The sequence below is a fragment of the Arthrobacter sp. ISL-72 genome (assembly GCF_018613755.1).
Classification (GTDB): Bacteria; Actinomycetota; Actinomycetes; order Actinomycetales; family Micrococcaceae; genus Arthrobacter.
In genome coordinates this window covers 237,983-256,594 of the sequence record NZ_JAGGPP010000004.1, presented here as the reverse complement: position 1 = coordinate 256,594, position 18,612 = coordinate 237,983, and the positions used below count along the sequence as shown (strand labels likewise).

Sequence of the window (18,612 nt, the reverse complement as noted above, 5' to 3'; positions counted from 1 at the left end):
ATGTGGGATTCGACGAGATCTACTCTATGCTGTTCAGCGGATCGTTCAGCGTGATGGCCAGGAATGTGACCGTGTCCCGGTAGGCAGTCCCGGCAGCCGCAATGAAAGTCCGAAAATGAGGCTGGTTCGACGTAAGCGCAGTTGTTGCGTAGACTAGTTCTCCGGTGTTGAAAACACGATGATGGTCTGCGCCCCGTGGAGTCTGCGGGAAGTGTGGTGCCGTTGGTTTTCGATCCATAGGGTAGTGGCGCAATTGGTAGCGCAGCGGTCTCCAAAACCGCAGGTTGCAGGTTCGAGTCCTGTCTGCCCTGCGCAAGCGGTTCCGGCGGTTAGCCGGAGCCGGCGCAGCAACCATGGTTCAGTTCAGAGCCGGGTATCCGAGATTTGCGAGGATGAGTGAGGACCAGGTGACCGAAACGGCTGCAAGCAGCTCCAAGGGCCGCCCCGCTAAGAACGCCGCAAAGGCAGGCTTCTTCGCTCGCATCGCACTTTTCTTCCGCCAGGTCATCGGCGAACTGAAGAAGGTCGTCGCACCCACCCGCAAAGAACTGATCAACTACACGCTCGTGGTGCTGGTGTTCGTGACCATTATGATGCTCATCGTTACCGTCCTGGACCTGGCTTTCGGGACCGGAGTGAGCTGGGTCTTCGGCGGCACAGGCCCCACGGACCGCTAAGGCGATCCGTCCGCAGACCGCGTGGATTTTCCGGTGATCCGGAGGTTTTCACGGGGTGTGCGGAATTGAGCCATTTAAATAGGCATGTTAGGCAATGAGGAAGCAGGAGACCAAGTGTCTGAGCAGGAGCTCGAGGTAACTGAGACTGAGCTGGATGGGTCCACGGACAGCGCAGCTGACGCCGCGGCGGTAGCCGGGGAAGAGTCCGAGGCTGATTCTGCTGCGCCCGATTCCATCGACGATTCCTCCGAAGCCGACGCTGATGACGACGCCGAAGACGACGCTGATGCTGAAGCTGATGCTGATGACGACGCTGATGCGACCGCCGAGGCGTCCGAGGACGACTCCGACGAAGAGCAGGGCGATGTCCTGGCCGCAGCGGCCGCCAAGGCCGACGTCGATCCGGCTGAGGAATTCAAGGCCAAGCTGCGCCGCCAGGAAGGTGACTGGTATGTCATCCACTCCTACGCAGGTTACGAAAACCGCGTCAAGGCAAACCTTGAAACCCGCATCCAGACCCTGGACATGGAAGATTACATCTTCGAAATCCAGGTCCCCATGGAAGAAGTCGTGGAGATCAAGAACGCCCAGCGCAAGGTCATCAACCGCGTCCGCATCCCCGGTTATGTCCTCGTCCGCATGGACCTGACGGATGCATCCTGGGGCGCCGTTCGCCACACCCCCGGTGTCACCGGCTTCGTGGGCAACGCCCACAACCCCGTGCCGCTGCGCCTCGACGAGGTCTTCTCCATGCTCGCCCCGGTCTTCGAAGAAGAGCAGGCCGAGAAGGGCAAGCCGGTCAACAAGCAGCACCAGGCTCCCGTGGACGTCGACTTCGAAGTTGGCGAGTCCGTCATCGTCAAGGAAGGCCCGTTCGAGACCCTTCCCGCCACGATCTCCGAGATCAAGGTCGATTCCCAGACACTCGTGGTGTTGGTTTCCATCTTCGAACGCGAGACCCCGGTCACCCTGGCGTTCAACCAGGTCACCAAGATCTAGCAACACCCACAGAATTCGCTCCGGGGCTGCCCGCTTAGCAGCCACGAAGCGGCCGGCCGCCTCGCCATGGCGGCCACCAACCTGAGGCACGCTCCTGTGTCCCAGGACGTAATTGAGAGAAGGACCCTACATTGGCTCCCAAGAAGAAGGTCACCGGCCTCATCAAGCTGCAGATCCAGGCAGGTGCCGCCAACCCGGCCCCGCCGATCGGTCCTGCGCTTGGCCAGCACGGTGTCAACATCATGGAATTCTGCAAGGCGTACAACGCTGCGACGGAAGCCCAGCGCGGCAACGTTATTCCGGTTGAAATCACCGTCTACGAAGACCGTTCATTCACGTTCATCACCAAGACCCCGCCGGCTGCAGAGCTCATCAAGAAGGCTGCAGGCGTTGCCAAGGGTTCAGCTACCCCGCACACCGTCAAGGTTGCCAAGCTGACCCAGGCCCAGGTCAACGAGATCGCCTCCACCAAGATGGAAGACCTCAACGCCACGAGCCTCGAAGGCGCAGCGAAGATCATCGCCGGCACCGCCCGCTCCATGGGTATCACCGTCGAGGGTTAATTCCCCATCGCTGATGCGGCTCGGGAATCGGACAAATAAGCAACCGATCACGACGCCGGACGGCACCGCCGGGAGACCGGCACCATAGAAACATTGAAATGTTGGAATTCCGGTCCGGATAAACCAGCCGGATAAACCAACTGTGGCAGGGCCCAGCGCGGTCCGCAGACCACAACTGCACAAGGAGAATAAGCAGCATGGCAAAGCGCAGCAAAGCATATGAGGCAGCCGCCGCCAAGATCGACGCGGAGAAGTCCTACGCGCCGTTCGAGGCAGTGACGCTCGCCAAGGACACCAACCCGTCCAAGTTCGACGCCACCATTGAGGTCGCTTTCCGTTTGGGTGTAGACCCGCGTAAGGCTGACCAGATGGTCCGCGGCACCGTTAACCTGCCGCACGGCACCGGTAAGGTTGCCCGCGTCCTCGTTTTCGCAACGGGCGACAAGGCTGAGGCAGCAATCGCTGCCGGCGCCGACTTCGTTGGTTCCGATGATCTGATCGAAAAGATCGCAGCCGGCTGGACCGACTTCGACGCCGCCGTCGCCACCCCTGACCTCATGGGCAAGGTTGGCCGCCTCGGTAAGGTCCTGGGTCCGCGTAACCTGATGCCGAACCCGAAGACCGGCACCGTGACCCCTGACGTCACCAAGGCTGTCAACGACATCAAGGGCGGCAAGATCGACTTCCGCGTCGACAAGCACTCGAACCTGCACTTCATCATCGGCAAGGTTTCCTTCGACGCCGTCAAGCTGGCCGAGAACTACGCAGCAGCACTGGAAGAGGTTCTTCGCCTGAAGCCGTCCGCTTCCAAGGGCCGCTACATCCAGAAGGCCACCGTGGCCACCACGTTCGGTCCGGGCATCTCCGTTGACCCGAACGTCACCAAGGTCCTGACCGAGGTCTAATCCTCACCAGGTCCACAGGACAACAGAAAGACCGTCCCGCTTCTGCGGGGCGGTCTTTCTGCGTCTGCACTTCTCTCGTTTGCAGGAGCCCGGCAGGCGGCTAGGCTGTCCCCGTGCCTACAGCGCCCTACGTCATAGAACCACTCGTCCTGCCCGTCGCCATCGATGCACCGGACGCCGGTGAGTTCCTGGAATTCGGGGCGCTCAGCGATGCCCTGGTGCTTGAGACCTGGAGCAATCCTGACCGCACTTCACCGCCAGGCGCCCGGCTGGAGTACTGGCGGGAGAGCCCATACAGCCAGCTTCGGCTCTTCTACGTGCGGCAGGACGGCCGTATGGTTGCCAGGTCCTGGATCCGGCTCGCACTCCAGGACAACGTCCATACTGCGATCCTTCGAGTGGACGTCCTGAAGGCCTACAGCGGCCGCGGTATCGGCCGCACGCTGCTCGCACATGCCGAGGAAGTCGCTGCAGCACGTGGCCGTACTACATTGCAGAGCTTTACGGAGCACCCGGCCGATTTTGCCGCGGACGGTCCGGGCTTGCTCCGCCCCGGCACAGGAAGCGGCGTCCTGCCCTCGGATGCCCGCAGCGTCCGGTTCGCGTTAAAGGCGGGTTATCGGCTCGAACAGGTATCGCGGTTCAGTTCACTTACACTGCCGCCGGACGGTGACGCCCTGGACCGGCTTGAGCAGGAGGCGGCCGAGCGGGCAGGGGAGCGCTATGAACTCCTCCATTGGACGGACACGTGCCCGGACGAATACGTGGACCAGCTCGCGGTCCTCATGTCGCGGATGATCACCGATTCACCTGCCGGCGGCCTCAGTTACGACGAAGAGGCCTGGGATGCTGCCAGGGTCAGGCACGTGGAGAACAAGTGGAAGAAGGCCGGACAGGACTCCTTGGTGGCCTGTGCACGGCACCGTGAAACCGGCGAGTTGGCCGCGTACTCAGTGCTGCAGGTTTCCCCGGCCAAGCCTTGGATAGCCAATCAGGACGATACCCTCGTGGCCAGCTATCACCGCGGGCACCGGCTGGGCATGCTGGTGAAAATCCTGAACCTGCGCCGGCTGCTGGCCGGCTATCCGGACGTCGAGCGCATCACTACTTTCAACGCCGCCGAAAACGATCACATGCTCTCCATCAACGTGGCGCTCGGATTCCGGCCCGCTGGGTACGACGGCGAATGGCAGAAGTCAGTGTGAAGGGCTTGGCGATCACCGCCGTCGCCGTCCACGAGCCCGGGGACGAGGGGACCGAACGTGGCGCGGACCTGCGTGCCTGCCGCGACCTCCGCGATGCGCACCATCTGGCCAAGTGGGGAAACCTGGACCGAGGATCCACCCTCCGGGAGGACCAGGAGTATTGGCGGGGTACGGAGTACGAGGAACGCCTGCAGTTCCTGGCCAGGCTGGATGGCGTCCCGGCGGGAACCTGCTCAGTGGTGCTGCCGCTCAAGGAGAACACTGGCGTGGCCTGGATCGAAGTGCTGGTTGATGCCCGGTTCCGGCGGCAGGGCATCGGTCGGCGCTTGCTGGCGGTTGCCGAGGAGAAGGGGCGCGGCCGCGAACGCAAGGTTTTTGAAGGCTATTGTGAGGAGCCGGTCCAGCCGTGGGATGAGCTGGTGGGGCCGGACCATGAAGAACTGCCGGCGAAATCGGGGAGTGGCGGCGTGCCCTTGAACCTTGCCTCCACCCGCTTCGCCCTGGCCTGCGGTTACGAACTGGAGCAGGTGGAAAGGTCCAGCAGGCTTGCCCTGCCCGTCGACCCCGGACTGCTGGCCACGCTGGAGGCCGGCGCCCTGGTACACGCCAGAGGATACCGGGTGGTGGGCTGGGAAGGCAGCTGTCCGGCGCCGCTGGTGGACGCCTACGCAGTCCTGAAGGGGCGGATGAGTGCCGACGTGCCAACAGCGGGGCTGGAAGCAGAGATCGAAGAGTGGGACGCAGCGAGGGTGCGCGACGAGGAACAACGCTGGGCGCGCAGCGGGGTAATACCCTTGGTGGCGGCGGTCCAGCATGCAGGCACGGGGGAGCTGGCAGCGTACACGGTGCTCAGCTACCGGCCGGAGCGGCCCCACGTGCTGATCCAGGAGGACACGCTTGTGGCAGGACCCCACCGCGGGCACCGCCTTGGCCTGCTGGTCAAAATCGCAAACATCCGGCGCGCCCAAGAGATCTGGCCAGCGGCCGCGTCCGTCATCACATGGAATGCCAGCGAAAACCGGCATATGCTGGCGATAAATATTTCGCTTGGATTCAAGCCCGCCGGCTTTGAAGGTGAGTGGCAGAAACGACTGGAATGACGCCCTCTATGGCACAAGACGTACGGATCGAACAACTCTGGATTCCCGATTCCCTCGACGGGCCGGACAGCGCCGATTTCCTGGCCGCCGTCGAAGTGGGCCGGAAAGTTCGGATGCAGACGTGGGGGAGTGACGATCTTGCGTACACGCCGCTGGAGAAGCTCCTGGAACTTGCCGATCCCTACGAACGCCAGGTGATCCTCGTGGCCAGGGTGGACGGCGAAATCGTGGGCACGGCGGACATCGCACTGCCCCTGGCTGACAACCTGGACCTCGCCGAATTCACGCTGGACATCCTGCCGGAATTCCAGCGCCAGGGCGTGGGCCGCCAGCTGCTGGAAGCGGCCGAGCAGTTTGCCCGCGGCGAAGGCCGGAGCATGATCCTGGTGGACACCAACCATCCCGGAGTCTCGCTGAGCAGCGTCCTGGACGACCAGCTGGTCCCCGGCTCCGGGCTGGGTTTCGTTCCGATGGGAAGCCGCGAAGTGGAGTTTGCCCGCAAGACCGGCTACACGCTGCAGCACATCGAGCAGTTCAGCTCATGCCTGCTGCCGCTGGACACCAAGCTGGTCGCGGAGCTCACGGACGAAGCTGAACAAGCCAACGCGGGCCGCTACCGCCTGCACCACTGGACGGACAGGTGCCCGGACCGGTGGCTCGAAGCAGTGGCCGCGCTGGAAAACCAGGCCGGCGAGGACACCGTTCCGGCTTCGAGTACCGAAGAACAGATGGTGTTCGACGGCGCCATGATCAGGGAGGCGGAAGAGGCCACCATCGCGCAGGGCCGGCGGACGGTGGTCACCGCCGTCGAACATATCGCCACCGGAACGCTGGTGGGCCTGACCACCATCAGCGTCCTGTCCCAGCGGCAGGACGTGGTGTTCCAGGACGACACCGTGGTGATGCAGGAACACCGGGGCAACAAGCTTGGCCTGCTGATCAAGGTGGCCAACATGGAGCGCCTGACCGAACAGTTCCCCGATGCCAGGGTCATCTATACGTGGAACGCCCCGGAGAACAGGTACCTGCTCAAGGTGAACCAGCAGCTGGGGTTCACCACGGCAGGTGTGACGGGAATCTGGCAGAAGGATCTCCCGGACCTCGGGCCGAGCAGCAGCTAAGGCCTCCGATTTGGAGTACGGGCGGCGTTCCCCGTAAGCTTGAACTACCAAAGACCGTCGGTTGTTGGAAATCCACTCTCCAGGGCATTGCTCAATACTGCAGTTGTGCGCGGGAGAGCCAGTGGGTTTCCGGACGAAGGACCCTGAACATAGGGCGGCCAGCGCAGGTGAACGAAGTAAGGCTCCACAGTCATGGACCGTGTCGAGCCAAGCCCCGTGCATCTGCGCGGGGCGTTTTTAGTTTTAGCTCACCTGAGCGGGGACCCGGAATACCGGCACTATCCCCGGAAGGAGGGTTATGGCAACGCCTACCAAGGTTTCAGCAGTAGCTGAGATCACTAACGATTTCAAGGAATCGAACGCCGCTGTCCTGACCGAATACCGTGGGCTCACCGTTGCACAGCTCAAGCAGCTGCGTGTTTCTCTCGGCCAGGACACCAAGTTCGCGGTCGTCAAGAACACCCTGACCGCAATTGCAGCCAAGGAAGCTGGTGTCGAAGCATTCGACGGTCAGCTCGCCGGCCCCACTGCAATCGCGTTCATCAAGGGTGACGCAGTTGCAGCTGCCAAGAGCCTGACGGATTTTGCCAAGACCAACAAGCAGCTGGTTATCAAGACCGGTTACTTCGAGGGCAAGGCATTGAACGCCAGCGAAGTTGCTGCCCTGGCAGCACTCGAGTCCCGCGAGCTGCAGCTCGCCAAGGTTGCAGGCATCCTCAAGGCTCCTGCTGCCGCTGCCGCACGCATCATCGACGCCCTGCGCATCAAGCTTGAAGAAGAGAACGGTGCACCGGCAGCTGCCGAAGCTCCCGCCGCTGAAGAAGCCCCGGCCGCAGAAGCAGCAGAGACCGAAGCTCCGGCCGAAGCCGCAGCCACCGAAGAGAACTAACTCTCTTTCAAACCAGACTCCGGTGTGAGGCAACGGCCCCGGCCGCCAAGCACCACCTATAGGAAGGACGCCACACCATGGCGAAGCTCAGCAACGAAGAGCTCATTGAAGCTTTCAAGGAACTGACCATCATCGAGCTCTCCGAGTTCGTCAAGCTCTTCGAAGAGACCTTCGAAGTTACCGCAGCTGCTGTTGCTGTTGCCGGCCCCGCCGGTGGCGCAGCCGCTGAAGAAGCTGAAGAGAAGACCGACTTCGACGTCGTCCTCGAAGCTGCTGGCGACAAGAAGATCGCAGTGATCAAGGAAGTCCGCGCCATCACCTCCCTCGGCCTCAAGGAAGCCAAGGACCTGGTTGACAGCGCTCCCAAGGCTGTCCTCGAAGGCGCCACCAAGGAAGCTGCAGAGAAGGCCAAGGAGCAGCTCGAGGCTGCCGGCGCCACCGTTACCCTCAAGTAACACTCGCAGCTCCGGAAGGCTTTTAGCTTTCCATCCTGCTCCGGGAAACCCCGTCCACTCCGGTGGGCGGGGTTTCCTGCGTTCTACCCGGGATCGCTGATGTCCGCCACCACGGCGTCCAGCGCGGTGGTCAGGGCATCGGCATCCACGAAGGCGCTGTAGCCGTGCTGGCCGGCCCCCATGGAGATGCGTCGGCCTGTGATTGCCATGTCTGCATAAACAGGCCACGGATTGCTGCTGCCGAGCGGCGTGATGGTGCCCCGTTCGTAGCCCGTAGCCTCCAGTGCGACGTCGGCCGGTGGCAGCGAGAGCTTGTTGACACCGAGCAGGGAGCGGAGCTTCGGCCAGGAAATCTGGCGGTCACCCGGAACCAGGGCAAACAGGAAGCTGCCGTCCTTGTGCTTGACCACCAGGGACTTCACGATGTCCGCCGGCGTGATGCCCAGAATCCGCGCGGCGTCCTCAAGGCTTTTCGCCGCGAGGCGCTCCACGAGCTGGACCTCCAGCCCGCGGGCGGCGGCGTCGGCAAGGAAGCGCTCCCTGCCGTCGCCGGTGCCGCCGTTGCCGGGCGTGCCGCCGTCGGCGTTCCGAGCCATCCGTCAGTCCCGGTACAGGAGGAGGGCCTCGCCCTGGCCGCCTCCGCCGCACAGGGCGACGGCGGCTTTACCGGTGCCGCGCCGCTTCAGCTCGTGGGCAGCGTGCCCGGCCAGGCGCGCCCCGGACGCACCGATCGGGTGCCCCAGTGCGATGGCACCGCCGTGGATGTTGCATTTGTCCAGCGGGTATTTCAGGTCTTTGAGCGACTGGACCGCCACAGAGCCGAAAGCCTCGTTGATCTCGATGAAGTCGAGATCCTCGGTTGTCCAGCCCGCGCGGTCGAGGGCATTCTTGATCGCGTTGGACGGCTGCGAGTGGAGAGAATTGTCCGGGCCGGCCACCTGGCCCGGTTTTCCCACAACCGCAAGGTATTCCAACCCGTTGTCCTCCGCGTATTTCCTGGTGGTCAGGACCAGCGCGGAGGCGCCGTCGGACAGTGGCGAGGAGTTGCCCGCGGTGATGGTGCCGTCACTGACAAAGGCAGCCCGCAGCCCGGCGAGCGATTCCACCGTTGTCCCCGGACGGACGCCTTCATCCGTAGCTGCCACAACCGGGTCGCCCTTGCGCTGCTTGACGCTGATGGGGGCGATCTCGTCGTCGAAAATTCCGCTCTCGGCTGCAGCGGCGGCGCGCTGGTGGGACATCGCCGCGACCTCGTCCTGGGAGGTCCGGTCGATGCCAAGGACCAGGTTTTTGCTTTCCGTCGAAAGCCCCATCGAATGGCCGTCGAACGCGTCGGTCAGCCCGTCATGCGCGGCGACATCCAGTGCCTGGACGGCCCCGTAATTCCACCCCTGCCGGGAACCCGGCAGGATGTGCGGCGCGCGCGTCATGGATTCCTGGCCACCGGCGACGACGACGGCGGCATCACCGCTGCGGATCATGCGGGCGGCGTCGATCACGGCTGTGAGGCCGGAAAGACACACTTTGTTGATGGTGACAGTGGGGACGCTCCAGCCGATGCCGGCGCCAATGGCGCTCTGCCGGGCAGGGTTCTGCCCCGCTCCGGCCTGCAGCACCTGACCCATGATTACCGTGTCCACCTCATGGGCGTCGACGCCGCTCGCCGCGAGGGCCGCCTTGATCGCATGCGCCCCGAGTTCGACGGCGGTGAAGCTCGCCAACTGCCCATTGAGGCGGCCCTGCGGCGTCCGGGCCGCAGCAAGGATGACAACATCGTTGTCGTCTATCGAGTTGCTCATGGTTATCTCTTCCGATCAGTGACGATGTAAGCCAAGGCTATCGTGAGCCGAATCACCTATCCATTCAAACGTTGGCGGGGCGGCGTCCATTCCGGCATGGGCGGATAGAACTACCCATCGTTTCGGCGTGCGGCGAAGGGAACGGCTGGTTTCGGTAGGGGTGGAATCACGGCCGCGGGGCAGATGCGTCGTGGGGAAGCAGGAGTTCAGTTGAAGAAGATAATTGCCGCCCTGGCACTCGCCGGCCTGGCCGGGCTCACGGGCTGCGCCGGCACCGCGGGTCCCGGTGCCGAAACCGGTGCACCCACCATGGAGGCGTCCAGCGCGCCGGCAGGTTCGCCGTCGGCCTCGGACTCCGCAACCGCGGATGCGACGTCGGCCTCGTCGGCGGCCTCGACCGCGGATGCGGCGGCGGACGCGGCGGGAACGCTCGGTGCGAAGGAAGCATGCGAAAAGTTCAACACCCTGTTCGCTGAATATAAGGCTGTCGCGGGCACCGACGCGAATGCCTACGAGGACATCTACCTTCGGGCCGAAGACGCCAAGGAGACTGTGTCCGGTGATCTCGAGGGCCTGTTTTCCGCACTGAGCCTGCTCGCCATCGACCGCTCGGCGGCGGTCGAATCCGGTGGGGAAGTGGAGCAGGAATCCAAGGATGCTGTGCGTGACGCAGTGTTCGCCAACGCCGGCACCTGCACGGCCGAAGGTGTGACCTTAAGACTGTAACTAGGTGCCTTCGGCAACAGTGCTTGCAATAAGCGGGGAAGTGGGGTAGACACGTGCGCAGTTTTGCCGTATCGTAGATATTTGCGTCTTCCCTGTTTACCTTCAGCCTTCATATAGCGGTGGGCTTTGCCTAGCAGCTGTTCCATCAACGTGCCGTCCCGGACGGGCAACGCCATGGACAGCGTGGGTCCCGGGTCATATAGCGGAACCGGACTGGTAGCGCTGCGGAGTCATTCTGCAGGGCTTTCAACGGGGGAGATCTGAAAACGCCTGAAGGTCTGTGGAAGGATCCCTCTTGGTCGCCTCGAGCACCTCTAATGTAAACAACGCTACCGCTATCAATGCCGACAGCACCGATGGTGCCACTCGCCGGCTCTCATTCGCAAAGATTCACGAACCCCTTGACGTTCCGAATCTGCTTGCCCTCCAGACGGACAGCTTCGACTGGCTGGTCGGAAACGAACGCTGGCAGGCACGTGTTGCGAAAGCCGTCGAAGAAGGTGACCTCAGCGTCGCCACTAGCTCCGGTCTGTCCGACATCTTCGAAGAGATCTCCCCGATCGAGGATTTCCAGGGCACCATGTCCCTGAGCTTCTCCGATCCGGAGTTCGCTGACCCCAAGTACACCATGGCCGAGTGCAAGGACCGGGACGCTACGTACTCGGCTCCGCTGTACGTTAAAGCCGAATTCATGAACAACAATACGGGCGAAATCAAGCAGCAGACCGTGTTCATGGGTGACTTCCCGCTGATGACCGAGAAGGGCACCTTCGTCGTCAACGGCACCGAGCGTGTCGTTGTTTCCCAGCTGGTCCGTTCCCCGGGTGCCTACTTTGAGCGCACTGCCGACAAGACCAGCGACAAGGACATCTTCACTGCGAAGATCATCCCGTCCCGCGGCGCCTGGTTCGAGCTCGAGATCGACAAGCGCGACCAGGTCGGCGTCCGCCTTGACCGCAAGCGCAAGCAGTCCGTCACGGTGCTGCTGAAGGCCCTCGGCTGGACCGAAGGCCAGATCCTCGAAGAGTTCGGCCAGTACGACTCCATGCGCGCAACGCTGGAGAAGGACGCCACCGAAACCCGCGAAGACGCCTTGCTGGACATCTACCGGAAGCTGCGCCCGGGCGAGCCGCCCACAGTCGAGGCTGCCCAGTCCCTGCTGGACAACCTGTACTTCAACTCCAAGCGCTACGATCTGGCCAAGGTTGGCCGTTACAAGATCAACCGCAAGCTTGGCATCGACCGCTCCCTTGGCGACAAGGAAGCCTCGGTCCTGCACGTTGAAGACATCGTTGCCATGATCAAGTTCCTGGTTGCCCTGCACGCCGGCGAGAAGACCCTCACGGGCAAGCGCGACGGCCAGGACCACGAACTGCGCGTCGAGATCGATGACATCGACCACTTCGGCAACCGCCGCATCCGCGCCGTCGGCGAGCTCATCGAGAACCAGGTCCGCACCGGCCTCTCCCGTATGGAGCGCGTTGTCCGCGAGCGTATGACCACGCAGGACGTCGAGGCCATCACGCCGCAGACGCTGATCAACATCCGCCCGGTCGTGGCAGCCATCAAGGAGTTCTTCGGAACCTCCCAGCTGTCGCAGTTCATGGACCAGAACAACCCGCTGTCGGGTCTGACTCACAAGCGCCGTCTGTCCGCGCTTGGCCCGGGTGGTCTGTCCCGTGACCGTGCAGGCATGGAAGTCCGAGACGTTCACCCGTCCCACTACGGACGTATGTGCCCCATCGAAACCCCTGAAGGCCCGAACATTGGTCTGATCGGTTCGCTGGCATCCTACGGCCGCATCAACCCGTTCGGCTTCATCGAAACCCCGTACCGCCTCGTGAAGGACGGCGTCGTTTCCGACGACGTCCAGTACCTGACGGCCGACGACGAAGCAGAGGTCCTGATCGCACAGGCCAACGCTCCGCTGGACGAGAACAAGAAGTTCGCCGAGGACACCGTCCTGGTCCGCGCCCGTGGTGGTGGAGGCGAGCCCGTGCTGGTTCCCGCCGCCGAGGTCGAGTTCATGGACGTTTCCCCGCGCCAGATGGTGTCCGTGGCTACGGCCCTGATCCCGTTCCTCGAGCATGACGATGCTAACCGCGCACTCATGGGTGCCAACATGCAGCGTCAGGCCGTGCCGCTGGTCCGCTCCGAGGCACCGTTCGTTGGTACCGGCATGGAGCGCGCCGCAGCAGTCGACGCCGGTGACGTTGTCATCGCGAAGAAGGCCGGTGTGGTCACCGAGGTGTCCGCTGAACTCGTCATCATGCTCAACGACGACGGCACGGAAACCAACTACCGCATCAACAAGTTCGCCCGCTCCAACCAGGGCAACTGCTACAACCACCGTGTCCTGGTCAGCGAAGGCCAGCGCCTGGAGGTCGGCGGCATCATCGCTGACGGCCCGGCAACGGACCAGGGTGAACTCGCCCTCGGTAAGAACCTGCTCGTGGCATTCATGTCATGGGAAGGCCACAACTTCGAGGACGCCATCATCCTCTCGCAGCGCATTGTTGCCGAGGACGTTCTTTCCTCCATCCACATCGAGGAGCACGAGATCGATGCCCGCGACACCAAGCTTGGTGCCGAGGAAATCACCCGTGACATCCCCAACGTGTCCGAGGAAGTCCTGGCCGGCCTGGACGAGCGCGGCATCATCCACATCGGTGCCGAGGTTGAAGCCGGCGACATCCTGGTCGGAAAGGTCACCCCGAAGGGTGAAACCGAACTGACCCCGGAAGAGCGCCTGCTGCGCGCCATCTTCGGCGAGAAGTCCCGCGAAGTGCGCGACACCTCCCTGAAGGTTCCGCACGGCGAGTCCGGCACCGTCATCGGCGTCCGCGTCTTCGACCGCGACAACGACGACGAGCTGCCCCCGGGCGTCAACCAGCTGGTCCGCGTTTACGTGGCCGCCAAGCGTAAGATCACCGACGGCGACAAGCTCGCCGGCCGCCACGGCAACAAGGGTGTTATCTCCAAGATCCTTCCGATCGAGGACATGCCCTTCCTTGCCGACGGTACCCCCGTTGATATCGTCCTGAACCCGCTGGGTGTTCCGGGCCGTATGAACGTCGGCCAGGTGCTCGAAACGCACCTCGGCTGGGTTGCCAAAACCGGTTGGAAGATCGAAGGCGAGCCCGAGTGGGTCAAGCAGCTGCCGAACCTGCCGCGCGAGAGTGGCCAGACCACTGTTGCAACGCCGGTCTTCGACGGTGCGCGTGAAGAAGAAATCACGGGCCTGCTCGACTCAACCAACGTGACCCGCGACGGTGACCGCCTGATCAACTCCTCGGGCAAGACCCGCCTGTTCGACGGCCGCTCCGGCGAACCGTTCCCGGATCCGATCTCGGTCGGCTACATGTACATCCTGAAGCTCCACCACTTGGTGGACGACAAGATCCACGCTCGCTCCACCGGCCCGTACTCCATGATCACGCAGCAGCCGCTGGGTGGTAAGGCCCAGTTCGGTGGTCAGCGCTTCGGTGAAATGGAAGTGTGGGCGCTCGAAGCATACGGCGCCGCTTACACGCTCCAGGAACTCCTCACGATCAAGTCGGATGATATCCACGGTCGCGTGAAGGTCTATGAAGCCATCGTCAAGGGCGAGAACATCCCGGAGCCGGGTGTTCCTGAGTCCTTCAAGGTCTTGATCAAGGAAATGCAGTCGCTGTGCCTGAACGTGGAAGTGCTTTCCACGGACGGAACCACAATTGAAATGCGTGACTCTGATGACGCAGTCTTCACGGCTGCGGAAGAACTGGGCATCGATCTGTCTCGTGCAGAGCCCAGTTCCGTAGAAGAGGTTTAGCCAGGTGAGGTACGACGGCGGGTGACCACCCGCCGTCGTACCCACCTCCCTCTTCCCGTAACCCAAGACTTCAGAATTTAGAGAACAAGAGAGAACAGGGACCATATGTCCAGCGAATCCTCCTTCGGCCTCATGCAGATCGGCCTCGCCACCGCGGAAGACATCCGTGGCTGGTCTTACGGCGAGGTTAAGAAGCCGGAAACCATCAACTACCGCACGCTCAAGCCCGAGAAGGACGGCCTCTTCTGCGAGAAGATCTTTGGCCCGTCCCGCGACTGGGAATGCTACTGCGGCAAGTACAAGCGCGTGCGCTTCAAGGGCATCATCTGCGAGCGGTGTGGCGTTGAAGTCACCCGCGCCAAGGTGCGCCGTGAGCGCATGGGCCACATCGAACTGGCTGCGCCGGTAACGCACATCTGGTACTTCAAGGGTGTTCCGTCCCGCCTGGGCTACCTCCTTGACCTGGCTCCGAAGGACCTCGAAAAGGTCATCTACTTCGCTGCCTACATGATCACCAGCGTCGACACCGAAAGCCGCCACGAGGAACTGCCCAACCTGCAGGTTGAGCACGACATCGAAAAGAAGCAGCTGGTCGACAACCGCGACTCCGACATCGCCACGATCGCCCGCGACCTTGAGAACGAGCTTGCCCGTCTCGAGGGCGAAGGCGCCAAGGCTGCCGACAAGAAGAAGGCCCGTGATTCCGCGGACCGTCAGATGGCCAACGTGCGTAAGCGTGCCGACGCCGACATCGAGCGCCTTGAGCAGGTCTGGGACCGCTTCAAGAACCTGAAGGTCGCTGACCTTGAGGGTGATGAAGGCCTCTACCGCGAACTGCGTGACCGCTACGGCATGTACTTCGAAGGCTCCATGGGTGCCGAAGCCATCAAGAAGCGTCTTGAGAGCTTCGACATGCAGGCCGAGTCGGACTCACTGCGCGACATCATCGCCAACGGCAAGGGCCAGCGCAAGACCCGGGCCCTGAAGCGGCTCAAGGTTGTCAACGCGTTCCTGACCACCAACAACAGCCCCCTCGGTATGGTGCTGGACGCCGTCCCGGTGATCCCGCCGGAACTGCGCCCGATGGTCCAGCTGGACGGTGGCCGCTTCGCGACCTCCGACCTCAACGACCTGTACCGCCGCGTGATCAACCGCAACAACCGCCTCAAGCGACTGCTTGACCTGGGTGCTCCGGAGATCATCGTCAACAACGAGAAGCGCATGCTTCAGGAAGCTGTTGACAGCCTCTTTGACAACGGCCGCCGCGGCCGTCCGGTCACCGGGCCGGGCAACCGTCCGCTGAAGTCCCTGAGCGACATGCTCAAGGGCAAGCAGGGCCGCTTCCGCCAGAACCTCCTCGGTAAGCGTGTTGACTACTCGGGCCGTTCGGTTATCGTCGTCGGTCCGCAGCTGAAGCTGCACCAGTGCGGCCTGCCCAAGCAGATGGCGCTGGAGCTCTTCAAGCCGTTCGTGATGAAGCGCCTGGTTGACCTCAACCACGCCCAGAACATCAAGTCGGCCAAGCGCATGGTTGAGCGTTACCGTCCGCAGGTCTGGGACGTTCTCGAAGAGATCATCACCGAACACCCCGTGCTGCTGAACCGTGCACCTACCCTGCACCGCCTCGGCATCCAGGCGTTCGAGCCCCAGCTTGTTGAAGGTAAGGCAATCCAGCTGCACCCGCTGGTTTGTGGCGCCTTCAACGCTGACTTCGACGGTGACCAGATGGCAGTCCACCTGCCGCTGAGCCCCGAGGCCCAGGCTGAAGCACGCATCCTGATGCTGTCCTCGAACAACATCCTGAAGCCGTCCGACGGCCGCCCGGTGACGCTTCCTTCGCAGGATATGATCATCGGCCTCTACCACCTGACCACCAAGCGTGTCGGTTCAGCTGGCGAAGGCCGGATCTTCTCCTCGGTTTCGGAAGCCATCATGGCGTTCGATCTGCACGAGCTGCACCTGAACTCCCAGGTCAAAATCCGGCTTGAGGGCTTTGTCCCTTACGCCGGCTGGGAAGCTCCGGAAGGCTGGGAGCAGGGTCAGCCGGCTCTCGTTGAAACCTCCCTGGGCCAGGTCATCTTCAACCAGACCCTGCCTGAGGACTACCCGTGGGTTGAGGCTGTTGCCGATAAGGGCGAACTGTCCCGCATCGTCAACGACCTGGCAGAGCGCTACCCGAAGGTTGTTACCGCGGCAACGCTGGACAACCTGAAGGATGCCGGTTTCTACTGGGCCACCCGCTCGGGCGTCACCGTTGCCATCTCCGACATCGAGGTTCCGGTCGAGAAGCCGGTCATCCTTGCCGGTTACGAAGAGCGCGCCGCAAAGATCCAGGGCCAGTACGACAAGGGCCTGATCGACGACGACGAGCGTCGCCAGGAACTCATCGAGATCTGGAACAAGGCGACCAACGAGATCGCCCAGGTCATGCGCGACAGCCTCTCGCCGATGAACACCATCAACCGCATGGTGTCCTCCGGTGCACGTGGTAACTGGATGCAGGTCCGTCAGATCGCGGGTATCCGTGGCCTGGTGGCCAACCCGAAGGGTGAAATCATCCCGCGTCCGATCAAGTCCTCCTACCGTGAGGGCCTGTCGGTGCTGGAGTACTTCATCGCCACGCACGGTGCCCGTAAGGGTCTGGCTGACACCGCCCTGCGTACCGCCAACTCGGGTTACCTGACCCGTCGTCTGGTGGACGTCTCGCAGGACGTCATTGTCCGTGAAGAGGACTGCGGCACCGAGCGCGGCCTCGTCACTCCGATTGCCGTGGCTGATGCCAACGGCGAGCTGGTGCTGGATGAGAATGTCGAGAACAGCGCGTACGCCCGTACCCTGGCCGTGGATGTCGTTGACTCCGCGGGCAAGGTCCTGGCGCCGGCCGGCACCGACTGCGGCGACGTGGTCATTGCCGAACTGTTCGCAGCCGGCATCACCGAGGTCAAGGTCCGCTCCGTACTCACCTGTGAGTCCAGCGTCGGCACCTGCGCCCTGTGCTACGGCCGTTCACTGGCAACCGGCAAGACCGTGGACATCGGTGAGGCCGTGGGCATCATCGCCGCACAGTCCATCGGTGAGCCCGGTACCCAGCTGACCATGCGTACGTTCCACACCGGTGGTGCTGTTTCCGCCAGCGGTGGCGAAGACATCACCCAGGGTCTGCCCCGTATCCAGGAGCTTTTCGAAGCACGTACTCCGAAGGGTGTCGCACCGATTGCAGAAGCAGCCGGCCGCATCGCCATCGAAGAGTCCGAGCGTCAGATGCGCCTGGTCATCACCCCGGACGATGGCAGCGAAGAGATCGCTTACCCGGTCCTGCGCCGTTCACGCCTCCTGATTGAAGACGGCCAGCACGTCGCGGTGGGCCAGAAGCTCATCAACGGTCCGGTCGACCCCAAGCAGGTTCTGCGCATCATGGGCCCCCGTGCTGCACAGAAGTTCCTGGTGGACGAGGTCCAGGGCGTGTACCGCAGCCAGGGCATCGGTATCCACGACAAGCACGTCGAGGTTATCGTCCGCCAGATGCTGCGCCGCGTGACGGTCATCGAATCGGGTGAATCCGACCTGCTCCCCGGTGAGCTGGCCGAGCGCAGCCGCTTCGAAGACGCCAACCGCCGTGTAGTGTCCGAGGGCAAGACTCCGGCTTCCGGACGTCCTGAGCTCATGGGTATCACCAAGGCGTCCCTGGCCACCGAGTCCTGGCTGTCCGCAGCTTCCTTCCAGGAGACCACCCGCGTCCTGACGCAGGCGGCCATGGAAGGCAAGAGCGACCCGCTGCTCGGCCTCAAGGAAAACGTCATCATCGGTAAGCTCATCCCGGCCGGCACGGGTCTCCCGCGCTACACGGAGGTCACGGTGGAGCCGACTGAAGAAGCAAAGGCCAACCTGTTCACAGGTCCCAGCGCATTCAGCGACTTCTCCTACGACACCCTGGGCGGCGACGGAGCTCCCGAGTTCCATGCCATCCCGCTGGATGACTACGATCTCGGCAGCGACTTCCGCTAACCGCAGAGTCTGACAAGGGAGGGTCCCGCACCGCAAGGTGGGGGACCCTCCCCGTTTAACCGCCGATTAAGGCCTGACGGCCGTCCATGTTAGACTGGATACCAATTGTTATTGTGGCAGTGGATGAGTGCGCCGGCTGAGCTGAAAAGCTAGGCCAGAGCGACGTTTCCGGTTTGCAGGGTTCTTGTGCAACGTGTGCCACATTTTTGCATGCCTAGGGGCCAATGATGACGCAAGTCAGAGTCCCGGTGTGCGATCCGACTATTAAGGCTTCGCCTCAGCTGCTCTGGAGATTCTTCAAAGCTCGGGCGGCGGGGCAAAGCAAAAGGAGAGCGGCTGTCAGCGGCCGCTCCGGAT

Annotated in this window: 14 protein-coding genes and 1 tRNA gene; 13 read left to right on the top strand and 2 right to left on the bottom strand. The window is 62.8% G+C overall.

Features of this window, described 5'->3' with window-relative positions:
• Positions 1-238: 238 nt before the first annotated feature.
• The 10 genes from J7I92_RS04155 (at position 239) to rplL (ending at position 7,914) form a co-directional block, all read left to right on the top strand.
• Positions 239-311 (top strand) — tRNA-Trp (locus J7I92_RS04155).
• A gap of 81 nt (positions 312-392) precedes the next feature.
• A complete protein-coding gene (gene secE / locus J7I92_RS04150) occupies positions 393-677 on the top strand; it encodes a preprotein translocase subunit SecE (protein ID WP_214837668.1) in 285 nt (94 codons plus the stop codon).
• 114 nt (positions 678-791) lie between these two features.
• Positions 792-1,676 carry a transcription termination/antitermination protein NusG gene (nusG, locus tag J7I92_RS04145; RefSeq protein ID WP_214837665.1) on the top strand — a complete coding sequence of 295 codons (885 nt, stop codon included), beginning with the start codon at positions 792-794 and terminating at the stop codon, positions 1,674-1,676.
• 131 nt (positions 1,677-1,807) lie between these two features.
• The gene (gene rplK / locus J7I92_RS04140) at positions 1,808-2,239 is read left to right on the top strand and encodes a 50S ribosomal protein L11 (RefSeq protein ID WP_003803853.1); all 432 of its coding nucleotides are present in this window, start codon (positions 1,808-1,810) and stop codon (positions 2,237-2,239) included.
• Positions 2,240-2,436: 197 nt separating this feature from the next.
• A complete protein-coding gene (gene rplA / locus J7I92_RS04135; RefSeq protein WP_214837662.1) occupies positions 2,437-3,144 on the top strand; it encodes a 50S ribosomal protein L1 in 708 nt (235 codons plus the stop codon).
• 113 nt (positions 3,145-3,257) lie between these two features.
• Complete coding sequence (locus tag J7I92_RS04130) at positions 3,258-4,349, top strand: GNAT family N-acetyltransferase (RefSeq protein WP_214837659.1); 1,092 nt, start codon at positions 3,258-3,260, stop codon at positions 4,347-4,349.
• Positions 4,331-5,449, top strand: coding sequence for a GNAT family N-acetyltransferase (locus J7I92_RS04125; protein ID WP_214837655.1), 1,119 nt, complete (start codon positions 4,331-4,333; stop codon positions 5,447-5,449). Before J7I92_RS04130 ends, J7I92_RS04125 begins: the two co-directional genes overlap by 19 nt.
• Before the next feature lie 8 nt (positions 5,450-5,457).
• Positions 5,458-6,570: a GNAT family N-acetyltransferase gene (locus J7I92_RS04120; protein ID WP_214837652.1), complete on the top strand. Its 1,113-nt coding sequence runs from the start codon at positions 5,458-5,460 to the stop codon at positions 6,568-6,570.
• Positions 6,571-6,868: 298 nt separating this feature from the next.
• Complete coding sequence (gene rplJ, locus J7I92_RS04115; protein WP_214837648.1) at positions 6,869-7,459, top strand: 50S ribosomal protein L10; 591 nt, start codon at positions 6,869-6,871, stop codon at positions 7,457-7,459.
• 77 nt (positions 7,460-7,536) lie between these two features.
• Entirely contained in the window at positions 7,537-7,914 is a 378-nt protein-coding gene (gene rplL / locus J7I92_RS04110; RefSeq protein WP_214837646.1) for a 50S ribosomal protein L7/L12, read from the top strand.
• An 83-nt stretch (positions 7,915-7,997) separates the two neighbouring features.
• Here rplL and J7I92_RS04105 read toward each other — a convergent pair whose 3' ends face one another.
• Positions 7,998-8,510: an aminoacyl-tRNA deacylase gene (locus tag J7I92_RS04105; protein ID WP_214837643.1), complete on the bottom strand. Its 513-nt coding sequence runs from the start codon at positions 8,508-8,510 to the stop codon at positions 7,998-8,000.
• Between the two features lie 3 nt (positions 8,511-8,513).
• Complete coding sequence (locus J7I92_RS04100) at positions 8,514-9,713, bottom strand: acetyl-CoA C-acetyltransferase (protein WP_214837641.1); 1,200 nt, start codon at positions 9,711-9,713, stop codon at positions 8,514-8,516.
• Positions 9,714-9,923: 210 nt separating this feature from the next.
• Here J7I92_RS04100 and J7I92_RS04095 point away from each other — a divergent pair, with 210 nt between their 5' ends.
• The 3 genes from J7I92_RS04095 to J7I92_RS04085 all read left to right on the top strand — a co-directional run bounded on the left by J7I92_RS04095 (position 9,924) and on the right by J7I92_RS04085 (position 18,255).
• Positions 9,924-10,439 carry a hypothetical protein gene (locus J7I92_RS04095; protein ID WP_214837638.1) on the top strand — a complete coding sequence of 172 codons (516 nt, stop codon included), beginning with the start codon at positions 9,924-9,926 and terminating at the stop codon, positions 10,437-10,439.
• Between the two features lie 295 nt (positions 10,440-10,734).
• Complete coding sequence (gene rpoB / locus J7I92_RS04090) at positions 10,735-14,250, top strand: DNA-directed RNA polymerase subunit beta (RefSeq protein WP_214837635.1); 3,516 nt, start codon at positions 10,735-10,737, stop codon at positions 14,248-14,250.
• 105 nt (positions 14,251-14,355) lie between these two features.
• A complete protein-coding gene (locus J7I92_RS04085; protein ID WP_214837632.1) occupies positions 14,356-18,255 on the top strand; it encodes a DNA-directed RNA polymerase subunit beta' in 3,900 nt (1,299 codons plus the stop codon).
• Positions 18,256-18,612 lie beyond the last annotated feature (357 nt).